Origin of the sequence: Rhodococcus sp. NPDC059969 (genome assembly GCF_042738325.1) — a bacterium.
In the GTDB taxonomy this organism is placed as follows: domain Bacteria; phylum Actinomycetota; class Actinomycetes; order Mycobacteriales; family Mycobacteriaceae; genus Rhodococcus_F.
Genome location: NZ_JBHWUF010000007.1, coordinates 119,198 through 145,685, shown reverse-complemented (window position 1 = coordinate 145,685; position 26,488 = coordinate 119,198). Strand labels below are relative to the sequence as shown.

General features: G+C 61.3%; 29 protein-coding genes, 2 tRNA genes and 1 pseudogene. 17 read left to right on the top strand and 15 right to left on the bottom strand.

Annotated features, from left to right (window positions below; translation table 11 throughout):
* A complete protein-coding gene (locus ACFWAD_RS19945; RefSeq protein WP_378547271.1) occupies positions 1–1,011 on the top strand; it encodes an NAD(P)-dependent alcohol dehydrogenase in 1,011 nt (336 codons plus the stop codon).
* Positions 1,012–1,018: 7 nt separating this feature from the next.
* Positions 1,019–2,491, top strand: a complete 1,473-nt coding sequence (locus tag ACFWAD_RS19940; RefSeq protein ID WP_378546898.1) for a mannitol dehydrogenase family protein — start codon at positions 1,019–1,021, stop codon at positions 2,489–2,491.
* Here ACFWAD_RS19940 and ACFWAD_RS19935 read toward each other — a convergent pair whose 3' ends face one another.
* Entirely contained in the window at positions 2,492–3,010 is a 519-nt protein-coding gene (locus ACFWAD_RS19935; RefSeq protein WP_378546895.1) for a DinB family protein, read from the bottom strand.
* Between the two features lie 117 nt (positions 3,011–3,127).
* Between ACFWAD_RS19935 and ACFWAD_RS19930 the strand changes: the two genes are divergently transcribed.
* Positions 3,128–3,469 carry a hypothetical protein gene (locus ACFWAD_RS19930; protein ID WP_378546892.1) on the top strand — a complete coding sequence of 114 codons (342 nt, stop codon included), beginning with the start codon at positions 3,128–3,130 and terminating at the stop codon, positions 3,467–3,469.
* Positions 3,470–3,658: 189 nt separating this feature from the next.
* Here ACFWAD_RS19930 and ACFWAD_RS19925 read toward each other — a convergent pair whose 3' ends face one another.
* Positions 3,659–4,006: a hypothetical protein gene (locus ACFWAD_RS19925; RefSeq protein WP_378546889.1), complete on the bottom strand. Its 348-nt coding sequence runs from the start codon at positions 4,004–4,006 to the stop codon at positions 3,659–3,661.
* Positions 4,007–4,524: 518 nt separating this feature from the next.
* Positions 4,525–5,241 carry an SGNH/GDSL hydrolase family protein gene (locus tag ACFWAD_RS19920; RefSeq protein ID WP_378546886.1) on the bottom strand — a complete coding sequence of 239 codons (717 nt, stop codon included), beginning with the start codon at positions 5,239–5,241 and terminating at the stop codon, positions 4,525–4,527.
* 365 nt (positions 5,242–5,606) lie between these two features.
* Here ACFWAD_RS19920 and ACFWAD_RS19915 point away from each other — a divergent pair, with 365 nt between their 5' ends.
* The 3 genes from ACFWAD_RS19915 to ACFWAD_RS19905 all read left to right on the top strand — a co-directional run bounded on the left by ACFWAD_RS19915 (position 5,607) and on the right by ACFWAD_RS19905 (position 7,851).
* On the top strand, positions 5,607–6,095 hold the full coding sequence (locus tag ACFWAD_RS19915; protein WP_378546883.1) for a hypothetical protein: 489 nt from the start codon (positions 5,607–5,609) through the stop codon (positions 6,093–6,095).
* Complete coding sequence (locus tag ACFWAD_RS19910; protein ID WP_378546880.1) at positions 6,092–7,054, top strand: hypothetical protein; 963 nt, start codon at positions 6,092–6,094, stop codon at positions 7,052–7,054. The genes ACFWAD_RS19915 and ACFWAD_RS19910 overlap by 4 nt, the downstream gene beginning before the upstream one ends.
* A gap of 638 nt (positions 7,055–7,692) precedes the next feature.
* On the top strand, positions 7,693–7,851 hold the full coding sequence (locus ACFWAD_RS19905; RefSeq protein ID WP_378538452.1) for a hypothetical protein: 159 nt from the start codon (positions 7,693–7,695) through the stop codon (positions 7,849–7,851).
* 25 nt (positions 7,852–7,876) lie between these two features.
* On the opposite strand, the gene ACFWAD_RS19900 is transcribed toward ACFWAD_RS19905, so the two are convergent.
* A tRNA-Ile gene (locus tag ACFWAD_RS19900) sits at positions 7,877–7,950 on the bottom strand.
* 178 nt (positions 7,951–8,128) lie between these two features.
* Here ACFWAD_RS19900 and ACFWAD_RS19895 point away from each other — a divergent pair.
* Together ACFWAD_RS19895 and ACFWAD_RS19890 are read left to right on the top strand one after the other, a co-directional pair.
* Positions 8,129–8,326, top strand: a complete 198-nt coding sequence (locus ACFWAD_RS19895) for a hypothetical protein (RefSeq protein WP_003941659.1) — start codon at positions 8,129–8,131, stop codon at positions 8,324–8,326.
* Positions 8,259–8,609: an HAD-IA family hydrolase gene (locus ACFWAD_RS19890; RefSeq protein ID WP_378546877.1), complete on the top strand. Its 351-nt coding sequence runs from the start codon at positions 8,259–8,261 to the stop codon at positions 8,607–8,609. Before ACFWAD_RS19895 ends, ACFWAD_RS19890 begins: the two co-directional genes overlap by 68 nt.
* A 69-nt stretch (positions 8,610–8,678) precedes the next feature.
* Here ACFWAD_RS19890 and ACFWAD_RS19885 read toward each other — a convergent pair.
* Positions 8,679–8,751: transfer RNA gene (locus tag ACFWAD_RS19885), tRNA-Asn, on the bottom strand.
* Positions 8,752–8,887: 136 nt separating this feature from the next.
* On the opposite strand from ACFWAD_RS19885, the gene ACFWAD_RS19880 reads away from it, so the two are divergent.
* The gene (locus ACFWAD_RS19880; RefSeq protein WP_094273802.1) at positions 8,888–9,139 is read left to right on the top strand and encodes a hypothetical protein; all 252 of its coding nucleotides are present in this window, start codon (positions 8,888–8,890) and stop codon (positions 9,137–9,139) included.
* Position 9,140: 1 nt separating this feature from the next.
* Here ACFWAD_RS19880 and dnaG read toward each other — a convergent pair whose 3' ends face one another.
* Positions 9,141–11,060, bottom strand: a complete 1,920-nt coding sequence (dnaG, locus tag ACFWAD_RS19875; RefSeq protein WP_378546874.1) for a DNA primase — start codon at positions 11,058–11,060, stop codon at positions 9,141–9,143.
* A gap of 72 nt (positions 11,061–11,132) precedes the next feature.
* On the opposite strand from dnaG, the gene ACFWAD_RS19870 reads away from it, so the two are divergent.
* Positions 11,133–12,683, top strand: a complete 1,551-nt coding sequence (locus ACFWAD_RS19870; RefSeq protein ID WP_378546871.1) for a serine/threonine-protein kinase — start codon at positions 11,133–11,135, stop codon at positions 12,681–12,683.
* A 13-nt stretch (positions 12,684–12,696) separates the two neighbouring features.
* On the opposite strand, the gene ACFWAD_RS19865 is transcribed toward ACFWAD_RS19870, so the two are convergent.
* Positions 12,697–13,995, bottom strand: a complete 1,299-nt coding sequence (locus ACFWAD_RS19865; RefSeq protein WP_378546868.1) for a deoxyguanosinetriphosphate triphosphohydrolase — start codon at positions 13,993–13,995, stop codon at positions 12,697–12,699.
* Positions 13,996–14,000: 5 nt separating this feature from the next.
* The gene (locus ACFWAD_RS19860; protein WP_128638009.1) at positions 14,001–14,579 is read right to left on the bottom strand and encodes a YdcF family protein; all 579 of its coding nucleotides are present in this window, start codon (positions 14,577–14,579) and stop codon (positions 14,001–14,003) included.
* Positions 14,580–14,759: 180 nt separating this feature from the next.
* Here ACFWAD_RS19860 and ACFWAD_RS19855 point away from each other — a divergent pair, with 180 nt between their 5' ends.
* Complete coding sequence (locus ACFWAD_RS19855) at positions 14,760–16,826, top strand: TPM domain-containing protein (RefSeq protein ID WP_378546865.1); 2,067 nt, start codon at positions 14,760–14,762, stop codon at positions 16,824–16,826.
* A 99-nt stretch (positions 16,827–16,925) separates the two neighbouring features.
* The gene (locus tag ACFWAD_RS19850; protein ID WP_003944487.1) at positions 16,926–17,663 is read left to right on the top strand and encodes a polyprenol monophosphomannose synthase; all 738 of its coding nucleotides are present in this window, start codon (positions 16,926–16,928) and stop codon (positions 17,661–17,663) included.
* Here ACFWAD_RS19850 and ACFWAD_RS19845 read toward each other — a convergent pair.
* Positions 17,638–18,444 (bottom strand): helix-turn-helix domain-containing protein, encoded by an 807-nt coding sequence (locus ACFWAD_RS19845; protein WP_378546862.1) that lies wholly within the window; start codon positions 18,442–18,444, stop codon positions 17,638–17,640. The two genes, ACFWAD_RS19850 and ACFWAD_RS19845, sit on opposite strands and share 26 nt — an antisense overlap.
* A gap of 124 nt (positions 18,445–18,568) precedes the next feature.
* Between ACFWAD_RS19845 and ACFWAD_RS19840 the strand changes: the two genes are divergently transcribed.
* Together ACFWAD_RS19840 and ACFWAD_RS19835 are read left to right on the top strand one after the other, a co-directional pair.
* Positions 18,569–18,934 carry a nuclear transport factor 2 family protein gene (locus ACFWAD_RS19840; protein WP_378447910.1) on the top strand — a complete coding sequence of 122 codons (366 nt, stop codon included), beginning with the start codon at positions 18,569–18,571 and terminating at the stop codon, positions 18,932–18,934.
* Positions 18,935–18,999: 65 nt separating this feature from the next.
* Positions 19,000–19,341, top strand: a pseudogene (locus ACFWAD_RS19835) (MepB family protein); the annotation flags it as partial.
* Positions 19,342–19,476: 135 nt separating this feature from the next.
* Here the strand turns inward: ACFWAD_RS19835 and ACFWAD_RS19830 are convergent.
* Positions 19,477–20,058 (bottom strand): dihydrofolate reductase family protein, encoded by a 582-nt coding sequence (locus ACFWAD_RS19830; RefSeq protein WP_378546859.1) that lies wholly within the window; start codon positions 20,056–20,058, stop codon positions 19,477–19,479.
* 94 nt (positions 20,059–20,152) lie between these two features.
* The gene (locus ACFWAD_RS19825) at positions 20,153–21,544 is read right to left on the bottom strand and encodes a glycine--tRNA ligase (RefSeq protein ID WP_003944491.1); all 1,392 of its coding nucleotides are present in this window, start codon (positions 21,542–21,544) and stop codon (positions 20,153–20,155) included.
* A 198-nt stretch (positions 21,545–21,742) separates the two neighbouring features.
* Here ACFWAD_RS19825 and ACFWAD_RS19820 point away from each other — a divergent pair, with 198 nt between their 5' ends.
* Complete coding sequence (locus tag ACFWAD_RS19820; protein ID WP_003944457.1) at positions 21,743–22,126, top strand: metalloregulator ArsR/SmtB family transcription factor; 384 nt, start codon at positions 21,743–21,745, stop codon at positions 22,124–22,126.
* 11 nt (positions 22,127–22,137) lie between these two features.
* On the top strand, positions 22,138–22,569 hold the full coding sequence (locus ACFWAD_RS19815; RefSeq protein ID WP_020908177.1) for a Fur family transcriptional regulator: 432 nt from the start codon (positions 22,138–22,140) through the stop codon (positions 22,567–22,569).
* 5 nt (positions 22,570–22,574) lie between these two features.
* On the opposite strand, the gene ACFWAD_RS19810 is transcribed toward ACFWAD_RS19815, so the two are convergent.
* From ACFWAD_RS19810 to recO, 3 genes are read right to left on the bottom strand one after another with little or no spacing between them, the layout of a single operon-like run.
* The gene (locus ACFWAD_RS19810) at positions 22,575–22,982 is read right to left on the bottom strand and encodes a YbjN domain-containing protein (protein WP_007731100.1); all 408 of its coding nucleotides are present in this window, start codon (positions 22,980–22,982) and stop codon (positions 22,575–22,577) included.
* Positions 22,983–22,996: 14 nt separating this feature from the next.
* Positions 22,997–23,815: an isoprenyl transferase gene (locus ACFWAD_RS19805; protein ID WP_378447908.1), complete on the bottom strand. Its 819-nt coding sequence runs from the start codon at positions 23,813–23,815 to the stop codon at positions 22,997–22,999.
* A complete protein-coding gene (gene recO, locus ACFWAD_RS19800) occupies positions 23,772–24,587 on the bottom strand; it encodes a DNA repair protein RecO (protein ID WP_029255636.1) in 816 nt (271 codons plus the stop codon). Before recO ends, ACFWAD_RS19805 begins: the two co-directional genes overlap by 44 nt.
* 86 nt (positions 24,588–24,673) lie before the next feature.
* Between recO and ACFWAD_RS19795 the strand changes: the two genes are divergently transcribed.
* Positions 24,674–25,423 (top strand): TetR/AcrR family transcriptional regulator, encoded by a 750-nt coding sequence (locus ACFWAD_RS19795; RefSeq protein WP_378546855.1) that lies wholly within the window; start codon positions 24,674–24,676, stop codon positions 25,421–25,423.
* A gap of 34 nt (positions 25,424–25,457) precedes the next feature.
* Here the strand turns inward: ACFWAD_RS19795 and ACFWAD_RS19790 are convergent, their stop codons facing one another.
* A complete protein-coding gene (locus ACFWAD_RS19790) occupies positions 25,458–26,447 on the bottom strand; it encodes a diiron oxygenase (protein ID WP_378546852.1) in 990 nt (329 codons plus the stop codon).
* Positions 26,448–26,488: the final 41 nt, after the last annotated feature.

The window sequence follows — 26,488 nt, the reverse complement described above, 5'->3', positions numbered from 1 at the left end:
ATTCGGGCAAATGTCCTCGTTGAGACCGGAAAGATGCAGATGGTCGAGAGACCGCGACCGTCCCCGAAGGCCGGTGAAGTTCTCGTCCGCATCCACGCCGTGGGCGTGTGCGGGTCGGACGCGCACTACTTTCGCGAAGGCCGCATCGGCTCTTACGTCGTCAACGCACCGCTCGTTCTCGGACATGAGGCATCGGGACGCATCGCCGCAGTCGGCGACGGCGTCGATCCGGGACGCGTCGGGCAGCGCGTCTCCATCGAACCTCAGAAGCCTGATCCGACAAGTCCCGAATCAAAGGCAGGCAGATACAACCTCTGCCCTCACATGGAGTTCTTCGCAACACCTCCGATTGACGGTGCACTCACCGACTACGTCACGATCGGTGCCGACTTCGCCCATCCAGTCGCAGATTCGGTGTCCTACGAAGCAGCTGCGCTGTTCGAGCCACTGTCAGTAGGGATCGCCTCAGCCCAGAAGGCAGGGATCACGGCTGGCTCTCGAGTGCTGATCGCCGGCGCCGGTCCGGTAGGAATCGTGACGACGCAGGTGGCCAAGGCATTCGGCGCCACGGAAGTCATCGTCTCGGACATCGATGCGGCCCGGCGTGATGTGGCACTGAAATTCGGCGCAACTACGGTCGTAGATCCCCGCGAAAGCGACGTACGCTCTCTCGCCGTCGACGCATTCATCGACGCTTCGGGTGCCACGGCCGCCGTAATCGACGGCATTCACGCCGTTCGGCCGGCTGGGACAGTCGTTTTGGTCGGAATGGGTGCCGACGAGATTCCGTTGCCGGTCCCGATCATTCAGAATCGCGAACTGATTCTGACCGGGGTGTTCCGATACGCCAATACGTGGCCGATCGCCGCCGCACTGGTCGCCGCCGGCCGGGTCGATCTGGATTCGATGGTCACTGCACGCTTTTCACTCGAACAGTCGCAAGAGGCCCTGGTGGCCGACCGCATTCCCGGCAGCATCAAAGCCGTAGTCATCGTCGCCGAAGGAGACTAGAACTTTCATGGAACTCAATACGAAGACCTTGCACGACTTCGACACTTCACTCCAAGTGCCGAACTACGACCGGAGCAAAGTCACTACCGGCATAGTGCATTTCGGTGTCGGCGGCTTTCACCGTGCACACCAGGCCATGTACATCGATACTCTCCTGCGACGTGGCGAGGGCTTCGACTGGGGAATCTGCGGTGTGGGAGTGATGCCGTCGGACAAGCGAATGAGAGACGCACTCCGAGCACAGGACGGCCTCTACACCCTGGCACTCAAGCATGCAGACGGAACGCTCGAGGGCCGGGTCATCGGGTCGATAGTCGAGTACCTGTTCGCTCCAGACGACCCGCAGGCGGTGATCGAGAAGATGGCATCCGAATCGACGAAGATCGTCTCCCTCACCATCACCGAGGGCGGGTACAACATCTCGGACAGCACGGGAGAGTTCGACTCGTCCAATCCCGATGTGGTGCACGACCTTGAACCAGGAACACTCCCCCGCACCACCTTCGCTCTGATCTGCGCTGCACTCGCACTCCGTCGAGACCGGGGTCTGACACCGTTCACGATCATGAGTTGCGACAACATCGAAGGCAACGGATCAGTCGCGAGGAAGGCTTTCGGAGCCTTTGCTGCCCTGAAGGATCCCGAACTTGCGGAGTGGATCGAGAAGAACGGCGCCTTCCCCAACTCCATGGTCGACCGGATCACACCCGTCACGACAGCCGAGGTAACCACAGAGATCGCCGAGACGTTTGGCGTCGAAGATCAGTGGCCGGTTGCGGCGGAACCCTTCACCGCGTGGTTCCTCGAGGACGAGTTCACATCAGGCAGGCCCCCTTTGGAGAATGCCGGCGTGAATCTGGTGCCGGACGTTCGCCCGTACGAACTCATGAAACTGCGCCTTCTCAACGCCAGCCATCAAGGCATCGCGTACTTCGGCTACCTTGCCGGATACCGCCTGGTCCACGAGGCATGCCAGGACGAACTCTTGTCAGGGTTCCTGCTCGACTACATGAATCTCGAAGCGACGCCGACCCTTGACCCGGTACCCGGCGTCGACCTCGATCAGTACAAGAAGACCCTCATCGAACGATTCTCGAACCCTCACGTCCGCGACACGATTGCGCGCCTGTGTGCCGAGTCGTCCGATCGAATTCCCAAGTGGCTGTTGCCCGTCATTCGGGAGCAACTCGACGCCGGCGGATCGATCAACCTGTCCACGGCCGTTGTCGCCAGCTGGGCCCGCTACGCCGAGGGCACAGACGAGAATGGCGACCCCATCACCGTCGTTGATCAGATGGCGGACACTCTGGTACCTCTCGCACAAAAACAGTCGAGCGATCCACTGGCCTTCGTCGGGAACCGCCAAATCTTCGGCGATCTCGTGGACGACCGCCGATTTGTCGCAAGCTTCCGAAAGACTCTCGACTCGTTGCACTCCGTCGGAGCCAGAAAAACTCTCGAGGAGGTACGTGGGCTCTGACTACGCCGATACGTCGTGGAGGTGATGGATCGGATCGTGAATGAAGTAGGCCGCCAGCGATTCGACGGTGAACGCCGATCCGTCACTGCGGAGGCCCCGTCGTTGGCGGCCACCCTCTGGCACGGCTTCGAAAGCGTTCGCGATCTCCGCAGCAGCGTCCGACAATTCCGATGCCACCGTTGCCGGATCCTGGTCGTTGTATCGCTCGGCCTCAGCTGTTGCGTCCTGATCCCAGTTCTCGAATCTCGGATCGTCGAATTCGAGCATCTGTTCCAACCGCACCTTGAAGATCCTGAACACGTCGCGCACGTGGGCGGAATATTCCAACGCCGACCATGTTTCGCTGTCTGGCCGCACCGTCACTTTCTCGCGTTCGAGCACTTCAGCCCAGGAGGCGGCGTTGGCACGCACCAGATCGGGAACGTCCGTGAATGCGACGCTGGATGAATCGAACCCACACTCGGTGCAAGGGCGTTCGAGGACCCAGGTCCAATTCTTTGTGTCCGGGGTGATCGGCATGGATCGAGAATAGTCCGCCAGAGCGGAGTCAGGCTGTTTTGCTTGGCCGATGAAACGAATCGTGCTCAGTATTGCGAATTTCCATAATCGTTTGCGGCATCTGGTTTGATTCGAAACATGCGCTCTTCGCTCGCCTTGGCCACGCTCGCTGCCAGTTTGATACTTGCGGGCTGCGCGGCGCCGGCGGTGCAGCAACCCGACACCGCAACGACAACCACCGAAACGGGCGGAACGTGGGTCCGAAGGCTCGACGTACCAGATTCCATCGAAAAGATATGCCAGTCGATACTCGGACTGGCCGAAGAATTGGGACGTACTCCTAGCGATTCCATGTCGCCGATCGATCGAGTCCGCGAATACATGAGCGGACCATACCGCGACTGGAGGGGATTCGACGCTGAGGGGCGTCAACGCATCCAGGACGCCTTCGAAATGGCAGAATCAGGATCCTGCGGTTGAGCAACGCGGGGCGTCCGGTTCGCCTATCGCACAACGGAATTACAAACAACGATGTATGAATGTCATTCCGTTGGTGACAAATATTCGTCCGTCTGCGACGGGTCGGTCACTGGAAATTTCCCAGGGCTTTCAATTCAACTTCAAAGATTCTGTGACGCGATTGTGGCGGAGACTTGGTCTCGTCAATCCTCACATGAAGGGCGTCGAGTCGACATGTACCCCTTCCGAACGCAGTAAATGCTCGGCCGCGCGAATCAACAGCGAAAGAGATTCGTACGAGAGTCCCTCGGTTGCGTGCATCAACCTGTCAGGCGCCGGAATTGACCGGTCGCCGGGCACACCCTCGGATCTCCGCGCAGAAAGCACGGTCGAGAGTTCACGTTGATTCACGACCTGACCTGTACTGTCCGCTCGCTCGAACATGGCATTCAGCCGCTCGACCAGCTCCTGGCCTTCATTCGATCGAATAGTGTTGCCGAACAGCCTATGTCGTTGTTCAGATTTGGCACCAGTCGGGATCGAGTCCTTGATTGTCACAGCGTGTTCTCCGTTACGTTGACCTGTCAGGTTGACCAGGGTTGCGACCCGACACAAATTCGCCGAGCCCTTGTCTGCGCCGTCCAACGACGTCGTGCCCATCGACAGCAAAGCGATCCCCCGGCGCCACCGACTTCCGACAGCGCGACCTCGAAGTTGCTGTTTGTTTACACTCTATCGTTACACTTTAGCAACAACTGTAACTCATCGGCAAGTGCTTTGTTCCGATTGCCCGGTTTGATCACAGTGCCGCAGAAGCAGCAGCTGTGGCCAACATGCCGACATGATCTGCGCAGTCCCGACCATCTCCGTTCAGGCTGCCGTGAAGTTTGCGCCACCGCCAAAGTACAAGAGCGACTTTCCGCCAACGAGCTCAAAGCGTAGGTATCACCGCGTCAGGTAACTGCCCAGCCGAGGCCGCGCCCAAAGTCCTCGCTAAAGATGACCTAAGTCCGACAGCACTTTTCACGAAAAAGAGGATCCCGCATGTGCGGGATCCTCTTTGTTTTCCTTCGGAGCTAGAGACCGAGCGAGTGAAGGTGCTCGCTGATCTTCTCGAACATGAGCCTCTGACCAGCCGGTGTTGGATGCATGCCGTCTTCCTTGAGTAGCGTCGGATCCGACAGCCAGTTCTCGGTGAGCGCATCGATGAAAGGTAGCTTGTACTGCTCAGCGGCGGAACGGATTCGATCGTTCACGTTGACAGCGGTCTCGGATGGAGGCCGGTTGTCCATGATGGGGCCGATGACCACAACCTTGGCGTCGGGAAGCCGATCTCGTAACTGCGCATACAACTCTCGAGTCGCATCTCGCACTTCGAGCGGGTACGAAACATCATTTCGACCGCCGGCGATGATGACGACCTCGGGATTCACCGCAACGACCTGATCAATTTTCGCACCGAACGGTAGCTTGCCTTTTTCGGCGTTTCCTTGGACGTAACCGGTACCACCGCTCGCAAAATCTGCCAGGTACCAGCGACGATCGAAGGCAAGCAGTGCCGGCCAGTGATCTCCTGTCGTGTTCGGAATCGAGTAAGAGTCGCCCAAAATTGCGACCGTGTCGAAGTCGTCGGTAGGGGCATTCAGCGTCGGCGCCGAACTGTCGGGCTGCGATACAGAGGCAGTTGCCCGACTGTCTCGGGATTGCTCGTACGCAAATCCTACGATCACCGCTACGACGGTGAAAACCACGGCACCGATGACGGCGACAGTTCGCTTGTTGGGTTTGGTCACCCCGTAAACATACGGGGTCGAATCATGTTGCCTCTGAGCGAGTGTCAAGCATCTGTCGTACCGCTTGAATCGAACTTCGACAAAGGAGCGAAATCTCGCTCTCACAGCAGTCCGGGGCCCAGCTTGCTGGAAGTTACGGCGCGGCAAAGCATTCAGGGCACACTGTCCCCCATTCGACGGACCAAAGTCCATTTCCAATTCAACGCCGCGACAATCGGCAATCACGCAGCTATATTTCGTCGACACTTCAACTACTTTCGATACATCTGCACGGACGCGCGACAACACCCAGTCCCGCGCTCGGCAATCCCCTCTATTTTTCTCATTCGAAGAAACCGGCACCAGATGACAGGAAGAACGTCGACATGCCAGAAGAAGCAAAGCGCAGCAGTCGGCGACTGATCGCGATCGCAGCACTCGCGGTCGTACTCCTCGCGCAAGGCGCCTACTCGTTCGGTGTCCGCCCCGAGCCTTACCCGACAATTCGCATGCCCAGCTTCGGTGGCGTGCCCAATGCAGACGGCGAGTTCAGTGGAAGTGGCTTGGATATCACTCTCCATTACACCGACGGATCCACGATGAGTCCCAACCCAGCAGACCTCGCCGGCGATATTCGCTACTCATCCGCGAGAGCATCACTCGATTATGCGTTCCGCCCCAGCGGGGCAGGCGACCGCAACACCCGAACAGCGGACCCTGAATTGGTCGAATGGCTCCGAAACCGCAGCGTCGAAATCGGAAGTGGTGCCATCCCGGACAGTATCGAGTTCTGCTGGCGCAAAACAATTATCGACATCACCGACGGAACCGTTGCGTCAACTGACCCGTGCGAAACGACAAAGGTTGATCTATGAGAGCCCGTGCGGGAACTCTGTTGTTCCTGCGCGACTACATCGATCAGTTGTGCGAGTCGTACCGCGCGGATGCAAGGTTCCTTGCCGTCATTCGAATCCTCTTCGCACTGTATGTGATCGCGTTTCCCATCGATTACTCGTGGGCGGGCAAGGTTCCGGCGATTCTGTTTCATCCGCAGTCCGGTCCGTTTTCCGTGCTGTCGTCACCGCCTTCCGAGAGCTTCCTCGTCGGCCTCGAAGTCATCCGTTTCATCCTGGCATTGGCCCTTCTCGTCGGCTATCGAACGATGTTCGTATCCGTCGCGATGACAGTCGTGCTGGTGACCGGTAGCGGGATCGTTCATTCCTTCGGCAAGGTCGATCACTTCATACTGTTCGAGCTCTTGCCTGTGGCTATGGCCGCTGCTGGATGGGGCGCCGCATTATCCCTCGACGCACGACGCTCACGTGCACAACGCAAAGCACCCCAGACCAGCGGGCTGCCGATGCTCATCTGGGCTGTAACGATCGCCTACGCCCTGTTTACGGCGGCACTACCGAAAGCTGTGTCGGGATGGTTGAACCCTGAATTGCAGGCAACCCGGGGCTATGTTGCACGAGACGTGGCTGACCCGACCAAGCTCGGCCCGTTGACATACGAACTATTCGACATTCACGCGATGTGGCTATGGAAGGCACTCGACTACGCCACTGTCTTCGCAGAAGGATGGTTGATCGTTGCCGTCCTCTTCCCTGCGTTGTTCAGGATCGGGATTGTCGTCCTGCTCGGATTTCACCTCGGGGTTTACCTCGCGTTGGGCATTGAGTTCGACAGCTACATCTTCGTGTATCTGCCGTTCCTGTCGGCACCTGCCGTATGGATAGCCAAGCGAGCCCTAGGCAGAAAGCCCGATAGCGCTAACAAGTCGGCGCCGGATACTCAACGTCAAGTGTTTCCCGCCAGTTCGGACGCACCGTAGATCTACTACGCGGGCGCGGACCTTCCGACATAGTTCGTGAGTACCCCAGCGCAGGTTGGCGATCCTCAGGCCCCTCAGCCGCGGGATCAAACAAACCTGTTGTCTCCCAATTAGATTCCGAGCATTTCTACATTCCATGGACATTCGGTCCGCAGACTGACGCCCTGATCGCCGATTCGGCGCCATTCGGGCTTCACTTCGCCTGTTGAGGGCAGCCGAGCCGCGGGGGGTCGGCTCGACTGCCTGCACCTACACCAGGCGAAGATGGTTTTCGTGCCGGCTAACTGTTTAACCAGCGTAAGTCGACGCTCAGGGTGTCGCTGGAACACATCGTCGTCACCTGTGGGCCGGGCTCGCGCCAGCAGGTACAGACAATTGTTCAGTGAACCCTGAGTTCGATCTTCGAAATCATCTTCGATCGCCGTGCGTAGGTACATCTAGAGCGTGACACTTCGTCAGGTTGAGCACATACGCTGAATTGCCTGGATCGGTACCTATTTTCCTTCGCCTTCCGAGTGGTCGCTGTCTCGGTCACATCCAGAAGCGCTGCACATCCGACTCTGTCGGGAAATTGGTCATATGAATCCGAGACTTTCACCTCATCTGGAATCGACGATCATGATGCGACGATTCCTTGCGTGACCACGAATGCTCGACTCAGGCGCAACCGCAGGCGCATTGCCAGGCGATTCAATCCCAACAACCGGTGGGCAACTGTCCTGGTGGTTGCACTCTGCGCACTTGTCGCCTTGGCGATCGTCTGCAGCATGCTCTTCGACAAAAGTCATTGGGGCTGAGCCGCGGGCTCGCGGCACCTGAACGTGGGGCGGGCGGGGCTCGAACCCGCGACCAATGGATTATGAGTCCACGGCTCTAACCGACTGAGCTACCGCCCCATCCGTGACGCGCTGCATCACGGCGAATCCGAATGTTACCGGCACATCCGACGCGGATCACAATCGGGCAGGCGGTGACGCGTTGCACTCTTTCGAGTCGAGTCTTCCAAGGTTGGTCGGCACAGGCGCAATGAGCCGATACCGTGGGAGTGCACACCCCACGGAACAGGATCACCACATGAAGCTTGCACTGACCGAATTCAAGAACTCGAAGGCTACGATCCGGATCATCATGTCCGACGGCGCCAAGCTGAACGGCACCGTCACCGATTTCACCGAAGACACTCTCGTTCTCAATTCTCCGAACGGTGTCTACTACATCAACCCCAGCCACATCATCCGACTGTTCGAGCCGTCGGATCGCGCAGCGAAGTAAGCGCACCGGCCGAACAGTTCGACGGTTCCACCGAAAGCCCGACGCAGATTCTTGCGTCGGGCTTTCGATATCTTTGTCGCTCGGAGCCACCAAACCCGACCCTACGGCCTTCCTGGCCGCGCTGAAGTTGTTCGATGCGCGCCCTCAGCAGACCTTCTTCGTCGACGACAACCCGATCAACGTCCTCGGCGCTCGACAGCTGGGAATTCGCGGTGCACAAGCAAACAAGGCGGCAGACGTTGAATCGGCACTTCGATCGGTGGGTCTGCTGCAAACGCACTAGCGGAGACGAAACAAGGACGAATACAAGAAAGCCCCCCACCCGATTTCTCAGGTGAGGGGCTTTTCTATGCTCCCCCGGCTGGACTCGAACCAGCAACCGTCCGATTAACAGTCGGAAGCTCTGCCAATTGAGCTACAGGGGATTGTCTTGCTCGCTTCGCCCGTTCCGGCGTTGCCTGAGAAACTGTAGCGAATCCTCCACCGAAGTACCAAATCGCCTGCCCAGCGAGTCATCAGGCAGGATGGAGTCAGGACGATCGGTGCTGGAGGGAAGCAGGAATGATGCGTTTGTTGATCGGTGTTGCAGCTGGGTACGTCCTGGGAACCAAAGCGGGCCGCGCACGATACGAGCAGATCAGCCGGGCCGCGAAGGCGGTGGCCACTAGTCCGGCCACCAAGAAGGTGTTGGATGCGTCACGGCAGAAGCTGGCCGACTCACTGAGTACTCAGCCCAAGCTCGAGCCGATGAAGCCGCTCAACGAGGAGACCACGATTCTGGTCCCCCACGACCAGTTGAAGAAGAACCGCTAGGTCAGACGCTTTGATCGCCGACAGCCTGCTCACGCAGCTGTCGGCGATACTGCTCCAGCGCCACGAGATCGCCGAACAGCGAGTTGTACTCCTCCGGGGCCGCAGCAGGTGAGACGCGCTGAAGCTTGGATTTGAGGTCGGCAACCTGTTCGCCCACCCACGCTTCCTGCAGCCGGGCGAGCACTCCGTTGATGTAGCGCGGAACCGTGTCTTCGTCACAGGGCATGGGTTCGACGGCCAGCTCCGATACAACCGAGGCCACCGTCATGTCTTCGACGCCCTTGGTGACGACTTCGATCCACTCGGCGCCGCCGAGTCCCTTGCTCGTTCCGCCGGCGTCTGCCATTGCCTGCCTGATCACGACGTAGGCGGGGTGGGTGAAGGTCTCGGGTGGCAACGAGTCGAAGACACTGCCGGCGACGCCAGGGTGCTGCAACGCGGCCTTGAGGACAGCTCGCTGCGTCGAAAGCCCCGGGTCGTTGGGCCGTGGCCTCGAGATTCCGATCGGCAGGGCAAGCGCATCGGCGGCAGGTGGGTTGACAACCTGACGGCGCTTGGACGCCGGTGAAGATCCACGCGTCGACGCCCGTTTACGAGCTTCGTCACGCACGCGTCGTCGGACGGATGGAAGATCGTCCCAACCGACCCATCCGCAGAGGAGATTCGCGTAGCTGTCGCGCAGAGTTGATTCCTTGATCTGCGCAACGACGGGGACCGTACGACGCAGTGCTTCGACGCGCCCTTCAGCCGTCTCGAGATCGTGCTCGGTGAGTATCGACTTCACCACGAACTCGAACATCGGCGTACGCCTCGCAACAAGGTCGCGAACGGCGGCGTCACCGGACTCGAGGCGAAGATCGCACGGGTCCATTCCGTCAGGAGCGACGGCCACGAAGGTCTGCCCGGCCATCTTCTGATCGCCTTCGAATGCCTTCATCGCGGCAGCTTGCCCTGCGGCATCACCGTCGAAGGTGTAGATGATCTCACCGCGAAAGTAACTGTCGTCCATCAGGAGTCGGCGGAGCATCGCAAGGTGCTCCTCACCGAAGGCGGTTCCACACGAAGCAACGGCGGTCTTGACGCCGGCCAAGTGCATCGCCATGACGTCGGTGTACCCCTCGACGACGACAGCCTGGTGCCCCTTGGCGATGTCGCGCTTGGCGAGGTCCAAGCCGAACAGGACCTGAGACTTCTTGTAGAGGATCGTTTCCGGCGTGTTGACGTACTTGCCCGGCATGGTGTCGTCGTCGAAGAGCTTGCGGGCGCCGAAGCCGATGACGTCACCGGCAACGCTGCGGATCGGCCAGAGCAGGCGACGATGGAACCGGTCGATCGGACCGCGCCGCCCTTCTTTGGACAGCCCTGCTGCTTCGAGCTCCTTGAACTCGAATCCCTTGGACATCAAGTGTTTTGTGAGAGTGTCCCAACCTTCGGGCGCGTATCCACATCCGAATTGTAGGGCTGCTGCCCCGTCGAAGTTTCTCTCGGTGAGATAGTCGCGGGCCGCCTGGGCATCGGGTTCGCGCAGTCGGGCGGCGTAGAACTCCTGAGCCGCCGCGTTCGCCGCAATCAAGCGTGCACGGGTGCCGCGATCGCGCTGAACGGACGGTCCGCCGCCCTCGTACGAGATCGTGTAGCTGAGTCGATCCGCCAACTGCTCGACGGCCTCGACGAAGCTGATGTGGTCCATCTTCTGCAGGAACGAGTACACGTCACCACCCTCACCGCAGCCGAAGCAGTGATAGAGGCCGTGGTTGGGTCGTACGTGAAACGACGGTGACTTCTCGTCGTGGAAGGGACACAAACCCTTGATCGAATCGCCACCGGCACGCTTGAGTGAAACGTATTCACCGACGATGTCCTCGATGCGAGTGCGTTCGCGAATGGCCGCGATGTCTCTGTCAGAAATTCGGCCCGCCACGTACATCAGTCTAGGCGGTCCCCCGACACCTCCTGACAACGATATGTTGATGGCCGACTCTGCACCGCAGCGATGGGACCGACGATGACTGAAAACGCCTCGAGCTCGCACGAAGGGCGATCGGGAACTCGATTCGGCGTGTACGAGCTGCGTCGTCTGCTCGGTCGGGGCGGAATGGGCGAGGTGTACGAGGCGTACGACACCTCGAAGGATCGCCTGGTCGCTCTCAAGTTGCTCCATCGCGAGCTCGCGGCCGACCCGTCATTCCAAGCTCGTTTCCGCCGAGAATCTCGCGCCACCGCCGCCCTGAACGAACCGCACGTGATCCCGGTCCACGACTGGGGCGAGATCGACGGAGTTCTCTTCATCGACATGCGATTGGTCGAAGGCCACACATTGCGAGCCGAGTTGACCGAGTTCGGCAGACTCACCGCGGCGCGAGCCGTCGACATCGTCTCGCAGATAGCGTCAGCGCTGGACGCAGCGCACGCGCGCGGACTCATCCATCGCGACGTCAAACCAGACAACATCATTCTGACGAAGACCGGCTTCGCGTACCTCGTGGACTTCGGAATCGCATATTTACAGACAGACACGAAAATCACCACCGAGGGAAGCGCGGTCGGTTCGTATGCGTACATGGCGCCGGAGCGATTCGGTATCGAAACACCCACGGCCGCAGCGGATGTCTACTCGCTTGCTTGTGTTCTCTACCAGTCCCTCACCAGAACAACACCTTTCAACACCACAAGCATCGGTCATCTCGTCAATTCGCACCTGAACGCTCCGCCGCCGCGCCCCACGCTGACGGTTCCGTCGCTCCCGCAACACTTAGACGCCATCGTGGCTCGCGGTATGGCAAAGGATCCCGCACACCGCTATCCGACCACCGGAGCGCTCGCACTCGAAGCGCGGCAAGCCCTCTCGGCCGACAGTGCCACCAGCGGGGCCCGCGGATTGCAATCCACAATCGTCGGGCCGCCCACCTACATCACGGTGAATCCCGCTTCCGGGAACTACACGCACATCGCGACAAAGACCAAGCGAAACCGAGCCCCGATCGCGATCGGGGCGGCTGGAGTTGCACTCGTTCTGGCCGCAGGAGGCACGGCGGCTTGGGCGATACTGGGAAGCTCGGGCCCTGAATCATTAACCGCTGTAGCAGCTTCCACCGCCACGACGGAACCGGCACCCATCCAGGAGCCGGTCAGAACACCAAACCTGGAGCCGTTGCCCACCGCCGGACAGCAGGCAACCACGACCACGCGGGCGTCCACCCCGTCCACGAAGAACGGCGATCTCGGGGTGAGCAAGCCGATCACCGTCCCCTCGTGCAAGGGAACCGGAATCGTGGTGTTGGCCAATGCCACCGATCCGGCCACGTATGCCAGCGAGATTCAGAACTACCTTGACGCGTTCCCCGGCTCGAAATACCTACGCACAGACCAGTCCTGCCCGTCACTGCGTCAAGTCTCGGATTCCGGGACTGCGATCTACACCGTGTATCGCGAATCCGGAAACAGCGAGTCGAAGATCTGCAAGGACGTCCGCGCAGCAGGCGGCGACGCTTACGGCAAGTGGCTCGACACCACTACCGATCCGTCGACGCGAATGACCTGCTGAGAGCGCGGCCGGCTCAGCCCCAACTGGCCTGCGCGCCCAGGCTCGCCTTGTCCACCCGCTCCAGCCGACTTTCCGTGTACGACGCGATCTGATCCACCACCACGCGGACCCGAGCACCGTCGTCCGCGGCGCGCTCCCATGCGGGCAGCAGGATCGGATCGAGCCCGGCGGGCGCCGTGGCCAACAACCATTCCGCGACGCGATGCACACGATCACGTTGCCGATCCTGACGCGCCTTGTGCCCGGCGTCGGACATCACGTAGTAGAGCGCCACGGTCTTGAGCAACGCCACCTCGGATGCGACGGCCTCGGGTATGTCGAGGTCGGCTTGATAGCGCGAGAGGGGTCGGTTGCCGTTTGTCTGCCGTGTGCTGGCGATCGCGGCCGTGGCGAAGCGTCCCACCAATTCACTTGTGAGGTTCTTCAACGCGACGGAACTTCCCAGCGTCCCGTCGAAACTTCCGACTCCGCGTACGACGGGGAGTTCGGACAACCGTTGAGCGGCTTCGATCAGGTCGTCGACTACCAAGCCGCGGAACTCGGAGGCCCCCAGTTCAGCCAGTGCGCGTTGCTCGGTCGGATCAGCAAGCGAGCGAAGGTCGATCCGGCCTGCGATCACCCCGTCCTCCACGTCGTGCACGGAATAGGCGATGTCGTCAGCCCAGTCCATGACCTGAGCTTCCAGGCATTGCCGACGCTCGGGCGCACCCTCGCGAACCCAGGCGAGCACCTCTGCGTCGTCGTCATATGCGCCGAACTTCGCGCCGGGCTCAGGGCGGGTCCAGGGGTACTTGATGGCCGCGTCGAGTGACGCCCTGGTGAGATTGAGACCGGCGCTCAGACCGTCGGGGCGCAGGATCTTGGGTTCGAGGCTGGTGAGGATTCGCAGATTCTGCGCATTGCCTTCGAAACCGCCGCAGTCCTTGGCGACTTCGTCGAGCGCCTTCTCGCCGTTGTGCCCGTACGGCGGGTGCCCGATGTCGTGTGCGAGACCCGCAAGGTCCACCAAGTCCGGGTCGCAACCGAGCCCGTCGGCGATCCCTCGCCCGATCTGTGCGACTTCCATCGAGTGTGTCAGCCGCGTGCGAGGTGTGTCGCCGTCGCGTGGGCCGACAACCTGGGTCTTGTCGGCCAAGCGCCGCAAAGCCGCGGAGTGCTGGACCCTGGCGCGGTCTCGCGAGAAGTCCGAACGATGCTGCGCCGCTGCGATCTGCGAACCCGGCAACCCCGCTCGCTTCGGCGCCTCGACGACACGACGTTCGAGGTCGTGTTCGGAGTAGATGCCGCCTCCGTAGGTGGTGTGAGCTGTCATGGTTTCTATTGCCCTGCCGTGTAGGGGAAGTCTGCCGAGAAGTGTGTGAGCTGATACCAGAGCAGCGCGCCGGTTTCGCGAGCGATTCCGTGCAACTGGGATTCGCGGGTGAACACGGCCGGGCCCTGACGAGTCGGTGCGGTCCACGCCTGAAGTCCCGTGTCGCGGGCCATCGTCCGGGTGCGCAACGAGTGCCACGGGTCACTGACCAGGACGGCGGAATTGATGCCCTGCGAGGACATCTCGGCACTCACCGCATCGATGCTGAGCAGAGTGTCCGAACCGGTCTCCACAGCGGTGATCGCACTCGACGGAATCCCTCGATCGGTCAGATACATCTTTCCCGACGCCGCTTCGGTGTACTCGTCACCTTCTTGTTTACCGCCGACGGTGATGATCTGCGGAGCCACTCCGCGCTTGTACAGCTTGTACGCCTGTTCGAGTCTGGCTTCGAAGACAGACGACGGAGTGCCGGAATACTGAGCCGCGCCCAGAACGACTATTGCGTCGGCCGGCCGCGTGTCGTCGATGCGGGCCACCTGCCACACCCGGAATGCGGTACCGCCGACCAGGACCACTGCCATCAACACGGCGCCGGCGATCAATCGCCGCGTCCAACGAGCCAATCCTGCACCGAAGCCGCCCGCCCGTGAGGGTGATGGATCGTGGGGGCGGTTACCGAAAGCAGGTTTCACTCCCGCAATTCTGCCAGTTCGCAGCGATCTCCTCCGATGCCGACGCGCCACAACGGATAGATTTGCGTCATGGCCCTCGCACCACACTTCGCGCAGTTGTCCTCTGTAGAGCAGAGTCGGACAACCACCCGACCCGTTCGGCGCCGGGGAAGCGCCGCCGCCGTCGCCGCGATTTTCGCTTTGTTGGCGCTCGTCTTCAGCCCCGCGCTCGCCTCGGCGGACGCACCGATGGTGTTGCCGAATCACATCACCGACACCTCCGGGGTTCTCGACGCCGGTCAACGCAGCGACATCCAAGCCGCGATCGATCAACTCAGCGAGGACCACCAGATCGACCTGTGGGTCGCATTCGTCCCCGACTTCAACAACCTCGGTGGCCAGGCATGGGCGCAGCAGACGGCCACCAAGTCGACGCTCGGTACCAAGTCCGTCCTGCTTGCAGTTGCCACGGCAGAGCGCGCCTACTACCTCGACGTTCCAGCTGAACTCAGCAACATCACCGATTCCGACATCGAGTCGATCAATTCGGACGCGGTGGAACCGGCTCTCGCCGAGGATGATTGGACCGGCGCAGCTATTGCAGCAGCCGGCGCACTCGGCGACGCGAACAACACGAGCGGCGGAATGGGAGTCGGAACACTCCTCATCGCGGGTGGCGCTGTGGTGGTCGGAACGGGCGGTGTGGTCCTGTACTCACGCAAGCGGAAGAACGACAAGAACAAGGCAAGCGTGGAGGCCGCGAAGAACATCGCCCCCGACGACCTCGCCAGCCTCAACGCACTCCCGCTGCCCACACTCGACGAACGCGCGAAGGAAATCCTCGTCGAGACGGACAACGCGATCGCCGGCAGCCAGGAAGAGCTGGATCTGGCCCGCAGCGAGTTCGGAGATTCCGCTGTTGCGCCCTTCTCCGCGGCTTTCGACAAGGCCAAGGCCACCCTCGCCGAAGCCTTCGCGATCAGGCAGCGGCTCGACGACGCCATCCCGGAAACTCCCGACCAACGCCGTCAGATGCTGATCGACATCATCTCCTCGTGCGGTCGAGCCGACCAAGAACTCGAAGCTCGCGTCGACGAATTCGACGGGCTTCGCGACCTTCTCATCAACGCCCCGGCACGCCTCGACGCTCTGACGCAGAGTGTTGTTGCTCTCAGCGTGCGCTTGCCTGAATCCGAGGCGATTCTGACCAAACTGAAGGATCAGTTCCCCGCGCCGACGCTGGCGTCGGTGGTGAACAACGTCACGATGGCGAGCGAACGCTTGACGCTCGCCGAGAAGTCGATCGAAGAAGGTCGAGACGCCACGGCGCTGCCGGCCGGCAAGCAAGGCGCCGCCGTCACCGCAATTCGGACGGCCGAAGCAGCTCTCGAGCAGGCCCGCAAGCTACTCGACGGCGTCGATCACGCCGCCGACGACATCCGAAACGCCATCGCGACACTTCCGTCCGCGATGGAGGACGTCCAGCAGGGCATCACCGCTGCGGACGCTTACCTGGCGCAGGGCGGGCAGAAATTGGCGGACGCGAAGGCGGCGGCCCAGTCAGCGTTGGCCAATGCCCAGACGTCCAAGGACAGCGATCCACTGACGGCGTTCAACCAGATCGTCGCGGCCGACGCCCAACTCGACGCGCTGCTTGCTGACGCTCAGGAGCAGAAGCAGCAGCTCGAACGGGCACAGCAGCGCCTCGCCCAGGACATTCTGGCCGCACAGGCCCAGGTGACCGCTGCCGGTGACTTCCTAGGAACCAGACGCGGCGCGATCGGGGCCGAGGCCCGCACTCGCTACGCGGAGGCTCAGCGGCACCTGCAAGCCGCCCAACAATTGCAGACTTCGGATCCATCGAAGGCACTCCAACACGCCCAGGCAGCGACCACCTTGGCGACGCACTCACTTCGCGCCGCGCAGAACGACGTCAATACCTGGGAAGCAAACCAGCGACCCCGCAGTGGGGGCGGCGATGCGACCGGAGCGATTCTCGGTGGGATCCTGATCAACAGCATTCTGCGAGGCGGCGGAGGACCCCGCTCGTACGGCGGGCCGAGCAGCAGCGGGCGCTCCGGACGCGGGGGCGGCGGCGGTGGTTTCGGCGGCGGCGGCGGTGGCCGAACGAGCCGAGGCGGCGGCGGCCGGTTCTGACGGATCCCGTCGAGGTAGTAAAATCCGTACTTTGTTCACGACCGCACTCGTCGTACGCTTCATCCGGCAAGTCGGGATCACAGATCATACGAAGGTGTTATGGAAAGCGTCGCCCCGCAGATAACCGTCGTTGTACCTACATACAACGAGCGTGAGAACCTGCCAAAGCTCGTCGATCGCCTCGCCGCGTTGAAGATCCCGAACCTGCACGTCCTCGTGGTGGATGACAACTCCCCCGACGGTACGGGCGAGGTTGCCGACAAGTTGGGTATCGACGGCCCCATCCCGGTGGGAGTACTGCACCGCACGGTCAAGGACGGTCTGGGCCGTGCTTACGTCGCGGGCATGAGCCGGGCTCTGGCGGAGAACGCAGACATCGTCATTCAGATGGACGCAGATCTCTCGCACCCGTCCGAAGCGATCCCCGCCATGATCGAGATCCTCACCACCACCGATGCGGCAGTCGTTCTCGGCTCCCGTTACGTCGAAGGCGGCGCAGTCGCCGGCGACTGGCCGTGGCATCGCAAGGCACTGTCAGCCTGGGCGAACTTCTACGTCAACGCCATTTTGCGACTTCACGTCAAGGATGCGACCGCCGGCTTCAAGGCGTGGCATGCAAAGACCTTGCGCGACATCGACGTCGAATCGGTGCAGAGCAACGGCTACGCGTTCCAGGTCGAGATGAACTACCGAGTTGTTCAGCGCGGCATGAAGATCGCCGAAACGCCCATCCGCTTCGAGGAGCGCACCGAAGGCGTCTCCAAGATGAGTCTCTCGGTTCAGTTGGAGTCTGCTCTGGTGCCGTGGAAGCTCAAGTTCGGCAAGAAGTCTCTGTGACCTCGGCGGCCGATCGAAAGTAGTCGGCCGTCTGCTTGTCCGACGGGTAGAACGATTCGATCGCAATCTCTGCGAGCGTGACGTCGCGCGGCGTACCGAACACTGTGGTGGTGCTGAACATCGCCAGTTCGGTATCGCCGGCGCGTACACGCAACGGAACCAGCAGGGAATTTGCGCGGTCGTCGTGCCAGTCCCCTCCCCTCGGATAGCCGCGCAGCTCGTCGAGCAACGACGCCAACTGCGCATCGGCACTCACCTCCACTTCCCGCGCCAGCCTGGCTAGCAGGTGCGTCCGCCACTGCGCGAGGTTGACGATCCGCGGCGCCATTCCCTCGGGATGCAAACTCAACCGCAAGACGTTCACCGGTGGTTCCAGAAGGAACGCAGCGGCGCCCTCGGTCAAAATTCCCACGGCCTGGTTCCCGGCTACCATCTCCCACTGCTGATCGATCACCACCGCCGGATACGGGTCATGCGCGTCCATGATGCGATCGATGGCCTCACTCACTGCTGACATCGGCGCTTCCACCAACGACTTCTGCGAGTACTCCGGCGCGTGACCACATGCCAGTAGAAGCGTGTTCTGTTGCCGTAGAGGAACATCCAGGCAATCAGATAGGTGAAGAATCATGTCCCGACTGGGTTTGGAGCGGCCGGTTTCGATGAAGCTCAGATGTCTGGTCGACACTCCTGCCGTTGTCGAGAGACCCAACTGAGTGAGCCTTCGCCGCTCCCGCCACCGTTTGAGTTCTGTGCCCACGTCCATCGTCTCGAAGGTCATTCCCCCACGGTAGCGACCCGAGGTAGCCGAGGACATGACCTCACAGGTAATCGACCCGAAGCAGTTTCGGCACAACAGTGATATCAGCCGGCGAGAACGCCGGGTACTGATCAAGGGAGTTACCATGAGCGACTTCGACGCCATTGCCGATGCCTACATCGACATGTGGAACGAAACCGATACCACCGCCCGCAAAGCGCGGATCGAACAACTGTTTACACCAGCCGGTCGCTACACCGATCCGCTGGCGGACGTCACCGGACACGAACAGATCGACGCGATGATCAACGCTGTGCAGCAACAGTTTCCGGGCATGCGCTTCACTCTCGTCGGACCGGTGGACGCACACCACCGGCAGGCGCGATTCGGTTGGGCTCTCGGCCCGTCGGGGGCCGAGTCACTGATCGACGGATTCGACGTACTCGAACGCGACGACGACGGGCGTCTGACGCTTGTCCTCGGGTTCCTCGACAAGGTGCCTTCGGCCTGAAGCGGCCTTCCACCGACAGCATTCGACACGAAGGCTGTCGGTGGTTCGTGCCATCATCGTTGCCGATGAATGCCGACGGATTTACCTGGTCCACACCGATTCCCGAGCTTGAGGGCGCCGAGTACGGCGCTCACACGCTGACCGTCAACGGACTCATGACCGTGTATCGAACCGCCAAGACGACGCCTACCAAACTGGGCCAATTCGTCACGCTGTGGCGCCGTTCCGATGCCGGGCCCATCCGCCCCTTCGACACCACCGACGGCGTCATGCTGTTCGTGGTGAAGGTGCACGACGAAGAACATCTGGGGCACTTCGTCTTTCCTGTCGAGACCCTCGTCGAACACGACATCGTGTCGACCAACTTCTCGGGCGGCAAGCGCGCTATCCGGGTCTATCCGCCCTGGGTCACGCCGACCAGTGCGCAAGCAGTCAGAACTCAGCGCTGGCAGTTGCGGCATTTCGGCGAGTTCCCCGATGTGTCAGCTCAACTGCGTTCAGCTCAACTGCGTTCAGCTCAACTGCGTTCAACGCAACTGTGTTCAGCTCATCTGATAAGTCGCAATGATGACGCCTGTTGTCGTGGGGACGCTGTCGACGAGGGTGAACTGAGCGAGCGCAGCGCCGTCGGGGAACAATCTGCGCCCGGTTCCGAGAACCAGCGGATGAATGAGCAGGGTGTAGGTGTCGACGAGGCGACACTCGGCCAATGACGTGATCAAGTCTCCACTGCCGAGAATCACCAGATCCGGGCCCTCGTTTTCCTTGAGCGCTGCTACGGCATCGGCAGCATCACCTTTCAACAAGGTCGAGTTCTTCCACGGGAGCGGTTCACCCAAAGTTCTTGAAGCTACGTATTTCTGCGTGTTGTCGAGAACCTCGGTGAACGGATTGTCGGTCTGAAACGGCCAGTACGAGGCGAAGTTCTCGTAGGTTCTGCGCCCGAAGAGCAACTCTGATTTCTTCGCCATCCCCTCCCCCATCTTCTGCGCCATGACGGAATCGTTGAAAGGTGCCGCCCACCCTCCGTGCTCGAATCCGCCACGACGGTCTTCGTCCGGCCCACCAGGTGCCTGCATGACACCGTCGAGAGTCACGCTGTTGGTCACGCTGAGTTTTCTCATAACTTCGATCCTGCGCCTGAAGGACCATCGGGGAAAGAGAAAACGGGCGGTCCTTCTCGATTGAGAAGAACCGCCCGTCAGCTTCGAACGAGAATCAGGAACCGATCAGCCGTGCGGCCAGGTAGCTTTCCACCTGATCGAGGGCGACGCGTTCCTGCGCCATGGAGTCACGCTCACGAACCGTGACGGCCTGATCTTCGAGGGTGTCGAAGTCGACCGTGATGCAGAACGGTGTGCCGATCTCGTCCTGGCGACGGTAACGACGACCGATGGCGCCGGCGTCGTCGAACTCGACGTTCCAGTTCTGACGCAGCTGCGCTGCAAGGTCTTTTGCCTTGGGCGTCAGGTCTGCGTTACGCGAGAGCGGCAGAACGGCAGCCTTCACCGGAGCGAGTCGACGATCCAGGCGGAGCACCGTGCGCTTGTCGACGCCGCCCTTGGAGTTGGGCGCCTCGTCCTCGGTGTAGGCGTCGACCAGGAAGGCCATCAGCGAACGCGTGAGACCGGCCGCCGGCTCGATGACGTACGGCGTGTAGCGCTCGCCCGTCGTCTGGTCGTAGTAGTTCAGCTCGGTGCCCGAGTGCTTGGAGTGCGTCGAGAGATCGAAGTCGGTACGGTTCGCGATGCCCTCGAGCTCGCCCCATTCGCTGCCCTGGAAGTGGAAGCGGTACTCGATGTCGGTCGTACCCTTCGAGTAGTGCGAAAGCTTTTCCGGCGCATGCTCGTACAGACGCAGGTTGTCCTTGTTGATACCGAGGCCGGTGTACCAGTCCAGGCGGTAGTCGATCCAGTACTGATGCCACTGCTCGTCCTCGCCCGGCTTGACGAAGAATTCCATCTCCATCTGCTCGAACTCGCGGGTGCGGAAGATGAAGTTGCCCGGGGTGATCTCGTTACGGAAGCTCTTGCCGATCTGACCGATGCCGAACGGCGGCTTCTTACGCGAGGTGGTCAGCACGTTGGCGAAGTTGACGAAGATGCCCTGTGCGGTCTCGGGGCGAAGGTAGTGCATGCCCTCTTCGCTCTCGACAGGGCCGAGGTACGTCTTGAGCATCATGTTGAAGTCGCGCGGCTCGGTCCACTGGCCGACGGTGCCGCAATCGGGGCAACCGATGACATCCATCGAGACGTCGTCCGGGTTGTCGAGCTTCTTCTTCTCCGCGTACGCCTCCTGCAGGTGATCCTGACGGTGACGCTTGTGACAGTTGAGGCACTCGACGAGCGGGTCGTTGAAGACACCGACGTGGCCGGATGCGACCCACACCTCGCGGGGCAGGATCACCGACGAGTCGAGGCCGACGACGTCCTCGCGGCTGGTGACCATGTTGCGCCACCACTGGCGCTTGATGTTCTCCTTGAGCTCGACACCCAATGGGCCGTAGTCCCATGCGGACTTGGTACCGCCGTAGATCTCACCGCAGGGGTAGACCAGGCCTCGCCGCTTGGCGAGATTGACAACGGCTTCGATCTTGGACTTGGGTGCCACTCGATTGCTCTCCATCTGGGTAATAGATGCATGATTTTCGTGCGCTTTTCGCACCATCAGCCTATCTGGCGGCTGCCACGCACTTCCGTCCAAGGTTGACATGCATACTTGTGCATATCAAAATGAAAGTGATTTGCAATAATGTGGTGAGATGGCTATGCCCGGACATCATGATCTACCCCTCGAAGGAGCCTCGCTGTGAGCATTGCGGATACCGGCGATCTCCACAAAAGCCATGATCATTCCGACCTCGGACACACGCATGACCCGTTCGAAGCCGCACCTCCCGCGCCCGTGCCACCCAAGGAGACCTTGGCGGCCGCCGGCGAAATTCTGCGGGCACTGGCTGCACCCGTACGGATCGCGATCGTGCTCCAACTGCACGAGTCGGAGCGCTGCGTTCACGAACTTGTCGGCGCTCTCGGTGTCACTCAGCCACTCATCAGCCAGCATCTGCGCGTTCTCAAAGCAGCGGGCGTCGTCCGCGGCGAACGCAACGGACGAGAAGTTCTCTATCGACTCGTCGACGATCACCTCGCACACATCGTCGTCGACGCTGTCGCCCACGCCGAAGAAGGATGAGATTCCACCGCATGAACACTCCGGGCAGTACGACCTCGAAACGTGGACCGGCCACCGTCGGCGTTCGTTCCACGAAGCAGCGCAGCGCCATCTCCGCCTTGCTCGACGACATCGACGAATTCAAGTCGGCACAGGAACTGCACGACGAACTGCGCAAGCGCGGTGAGGGCATCGGCTTGACCACCGTCTACCGCACGCTGCAGGCACTGTCCGACGCCGGAACCATCGACGTTCTGCGCACCGACACGGGCGAGTCCGTTTACCGTCGGTGCTCCTCCGGCCACCACCATCACCTGGTGTGCCGCAACTGCGGATTCACCGTCGAGGTCGAGGGCCCGACCGTCGAGCAGTGGTCACAGACCATCGCCGAGGACAACGGTTTCACCGAAGTGAGCCACACCGTGGAGATCTTCGGCACCTGCCGCGACTGCGCCGCCTCCTGAGAGCGTCAGGGAATCAAACCCTGCCGGGCGGTATCGGCACCGGTGAGCGCGAGTAGCAACATCGTGGTCAGTGCCTCGTCGTCCAGTCCGGCCGCCGGGAACGTGTACCGCAGGATGACGTCCGCCAGACTTCCGTGACCGAACACCGCGATCGAGCCGAATTGGATGGTCCGATTCCGCTCGGCCACCTTGCGATGCAGTGCCGCGCTGACCGGCCGGTCCCACGCGAGAACACACGTCATGGACAGCACGTCCAGACCCTCGGACAGATTCATCGCCTGGATCGAACACAGCGCGCCCGAGTACTGAAAACCCAGCGATCCGTCGGCAGCCACATCGACCGTCACGAAATGCGCCAGCGAGGCGGCCGCGCGTTCTTGTAGGCGGGCTGCTTCGTCGGTGGTGTCGGTCATGTTCTCCCCTGTCGTCATTTGACGCCACCGAATCTACGGTCGCGTGAGGCGTATTCGACGCACGCGGCCCAGAGGTCGCGGCGGTCGAAATCGGGAAACAGCTTCTCCTGGTACACCATTTCGGCGTAGGCGGATTGCCAGATCAAGAAATTGGACGTCCGCTGTTCTCCCGACGGGCGCAGGAACAGATCGACGTCGGGCATGTCGGGCTCGTCGAGGTACTTGGCCACCGTCGCCTCGGTGATCTTGTCCGGATTGATCTCGCCGGCGGCGACGCGCTTCGCGATTTCCTTTACCGCATCGGCAATTTCGGCCCGGCCGCCGTAATTCACGCACATGGTCAAGTTCATGACGGTGTTGTTCTTGGTCAGTTCTTCGGCGATCTCGAGTTCCTTGATCACACTCGCCCACAGGCGCGGTTTACGACCGGCCCACCGAACACGCACACCCATTTCGTTCATCTCGTCGCGTCGGCGACGGATGACGTCACGGTTGAAGCCCATGAGGAATCGAACTTCGTCGGGACTGCGCTTCCAGTTCTCGGTGGAGAAGGCGTAGGCGGAGAGCCACTCGACGCCCATCTCGATGCAACCGCACACCGTGTCCATCAGGACAGCTTCGCCGCGTTCGTGCCCGGCGGTTCGCGGCAAACCGCGCTCTTGAGCCCACCGACCGTTGCCGTCCATCACCAACGCGACGTGGCGCGGGATGAGTTCGGTTTGCAGGATGGGCGGGGTCGCCCCGGACGGATGTGGGTCCGGTGGCCGGATCACCCGTTCAGCAGCAGAATCAAGCGGAGTTCGCGGTTCGCGTCGTCGAATCACGGGTTCCATCCTGCCTCACGGGCAAGTCGACCTCGACGGCTGCATGCGGCCTTGAACGCTCGATCAGCGGCAACGTCCGCAATTGGCGCTCGAGATGCCACTGCAGGTGTGCCGCGACCAGTCCGCTGGCTTGCGTCCGCAGAGTCGCGGGCGCCGAATCGGTACCCTCCCACTCTCCTCGGAGCAGGGCTTCCATCAAGTCGAGCACTCCGGGTGACGGCGTCGCAGCACCCGCCGGGCGGCAATAGGTACACACGGCTCCACCTGCGGCGACGTGAAATGCCCGGTGCGGTCCAGGAGCGCTGCAGCGCGCACACTCTTCGAGGGCAGGTGCCCAACCCGCATAGCCCATGGCTCGCAACAAGAACGCGTCGAGCACGAACTCGACCGGTCGTGCCTGCTCGGCGATCGCGCGCAGTGCGCCAACCGTCAATCGCTGAAGCTGCGGGGCCGGCGCACGTTCCTCACCGGCCAACCGCTCGGCAGTTTCGAGTACCGCGCACGCCGTCGTGTACCGGCTGTAGTCGTCGACGATGTCGGTGGCGAACGCATCGACCGTCTGCACCTGGGTGATGATGTCGAGATTCTTGCCGGGGAGAAGCTGTACGTCGATGTGAGCAAACGGTTCGAGTCTGGCGCCGAATTTGGAGGTTGTCCGGCGGACACCTTTGGCCACGGCACGCACCAACCCGAACTGACGGGTGAGCAACGTGACGATGTGGTCGGCTTCGCCCAGTTTGTGCAGGCGCAGCACCACCGCCGTGTCTCGATACAACCTCACTCGACCAGTGTCCCACGTTGTGCCGACGAGAATGTGCGATGCCGCGCCTGATCCCGAGCCGGGTGGTGTCCGGATAGACTGACCCGATGCCGAGCGACGCAATTGCGCAACCTGCCACTGCGGAGTTGACCGGTCGCGAAGCTCGGTGGGAGCGGCACAACTCCGAGCGTCAGAAACGGATACTCACCTCCGCTGTCGAACTGATCGAAGAGCGGGCAGCAGGTGCCGAGGTGTCCGTTCAGCAGATCGCCGACCGGGCCGGTCTCGCCAAGTCGGTGGTATACCGGCAATTCAGCGGCCGGGACGACCTCGATCGACGAGTCCGAGCGTTTGTGCTCGGCCAATTTGCCGCTGCCCTGGATGCGTCGATGAGCATTTCGGTGGGCACTCTCGACGAGATCCTGACTCGCACCATCAGCGCCGTCGCCGAGTGGATCACCGAGCATCCTCGTATTCACGAGTTCATGGGTACCGGCCCCACCGACTACGACGACGAGAGCATCGACGCGATCAGCAGTCTGAAGGCGACAATCGCCGACTCGGCCCTGGCCACCATCACCGAAGTCGGCCGATCCGTGGGGATCGATTCGTCGCCCTTCGATTCACTACCGTTCGCAGTGGTGACGATGGTCGAGGGCACGCTCACTCACTGGGTCCGAAGCACTGATCCGAAACCGAGCCGCGCAGAGATCGTCGCCGACCTCGCGAAATACACCTGGTACATGTTCGACGGCGTTGCCCGCTCGAGCGGGCTCACGATCGATCCCCACGTCGAATTGTCCACGCTCATCGCTGAACTGGTGTCCGCCGACGGCCAGTCCTCGCTACCTGACTAGATCCGGGCCGCCTGACTAGATCCGGGCCGCCTGACTAGATCCGTGTTTTGTCGGAGCGCTTCGGCTCGCCGCGATAGCGTGCGTAGTCGCCGTCGATGCCCAGCCTTCGCCACGCCCGCTTCGACACGGGGTTCATGAGACCGAGTTCGTCTGCCAGGGACCGCATTTCACCGAAGTAGTTCCCCAGAATTCGGCGGGAATGCGGGCTGCCCCAGAAAGCACTCGCCATCACGTCTTCGGGAATGCCGAATTCTTCGGCGAATTCCTTGGGCGGTGACATGATTTCGCCTGCGAGCCAACGCATCGCGCCGGGGAAGGCTACCGACGTCATTGCCCGACTGGTACGACTGAGCCTGGGAACGTGATTGCGCAGGAACTCGTGCGCAAACGAAATATGTCTCGCTTCTTCGGCGATGTGAATCTCCATGGTGCGGAGCATCGCCGGCGGGGTGTCCTTACCTTCGCGGATTAAGTCCTTCTGGAAGTGGTCGATCGGCTCTTCTCCGGCAAGAATGCCGATGAAGAAGATGACCGGGAACTTGGCACCCAGCACTCCGATGATGGGCGAGAGTCGCCGGAACATCGGACGCATACCCGGCACGTCGATGTCCATACGATTGACGAGTTCCTGGAACATCTGGATGTGATTGCACTCTTCGGTCATCTCGTGCAGGCAGTACCGGAACTCGGGTGACTGATTGGGAAGCGCCATGATGTACTGCAGCATTCCCCGGATCAAGATGCTCTCGAACGCCGAACCCACCTTGGTCACGTTGGCCTGACGCCACATTCCCATCGCGATTCGACGTTGCAGGGACTGCTCCTGGTACCACTGCGTCGCGCCGAGGGGGTCCGAGACGGACGAGAGCACCCATCTCGGATCATGTGGATCGATCGCGAACTCTGGTGAATCCCAGTCGATGTCGAGGTAGGGATCAAAACTGCGGGCCACGGAGCCCTCGGACAAAGTCTGCAGTACCTCGTGGTACGGCAGTTCCACTTCGATCGACGCTGACCGAGCCATCGGTGTCTCCTCACGGCCAGTCCGCCGATTGCAGTCGACGG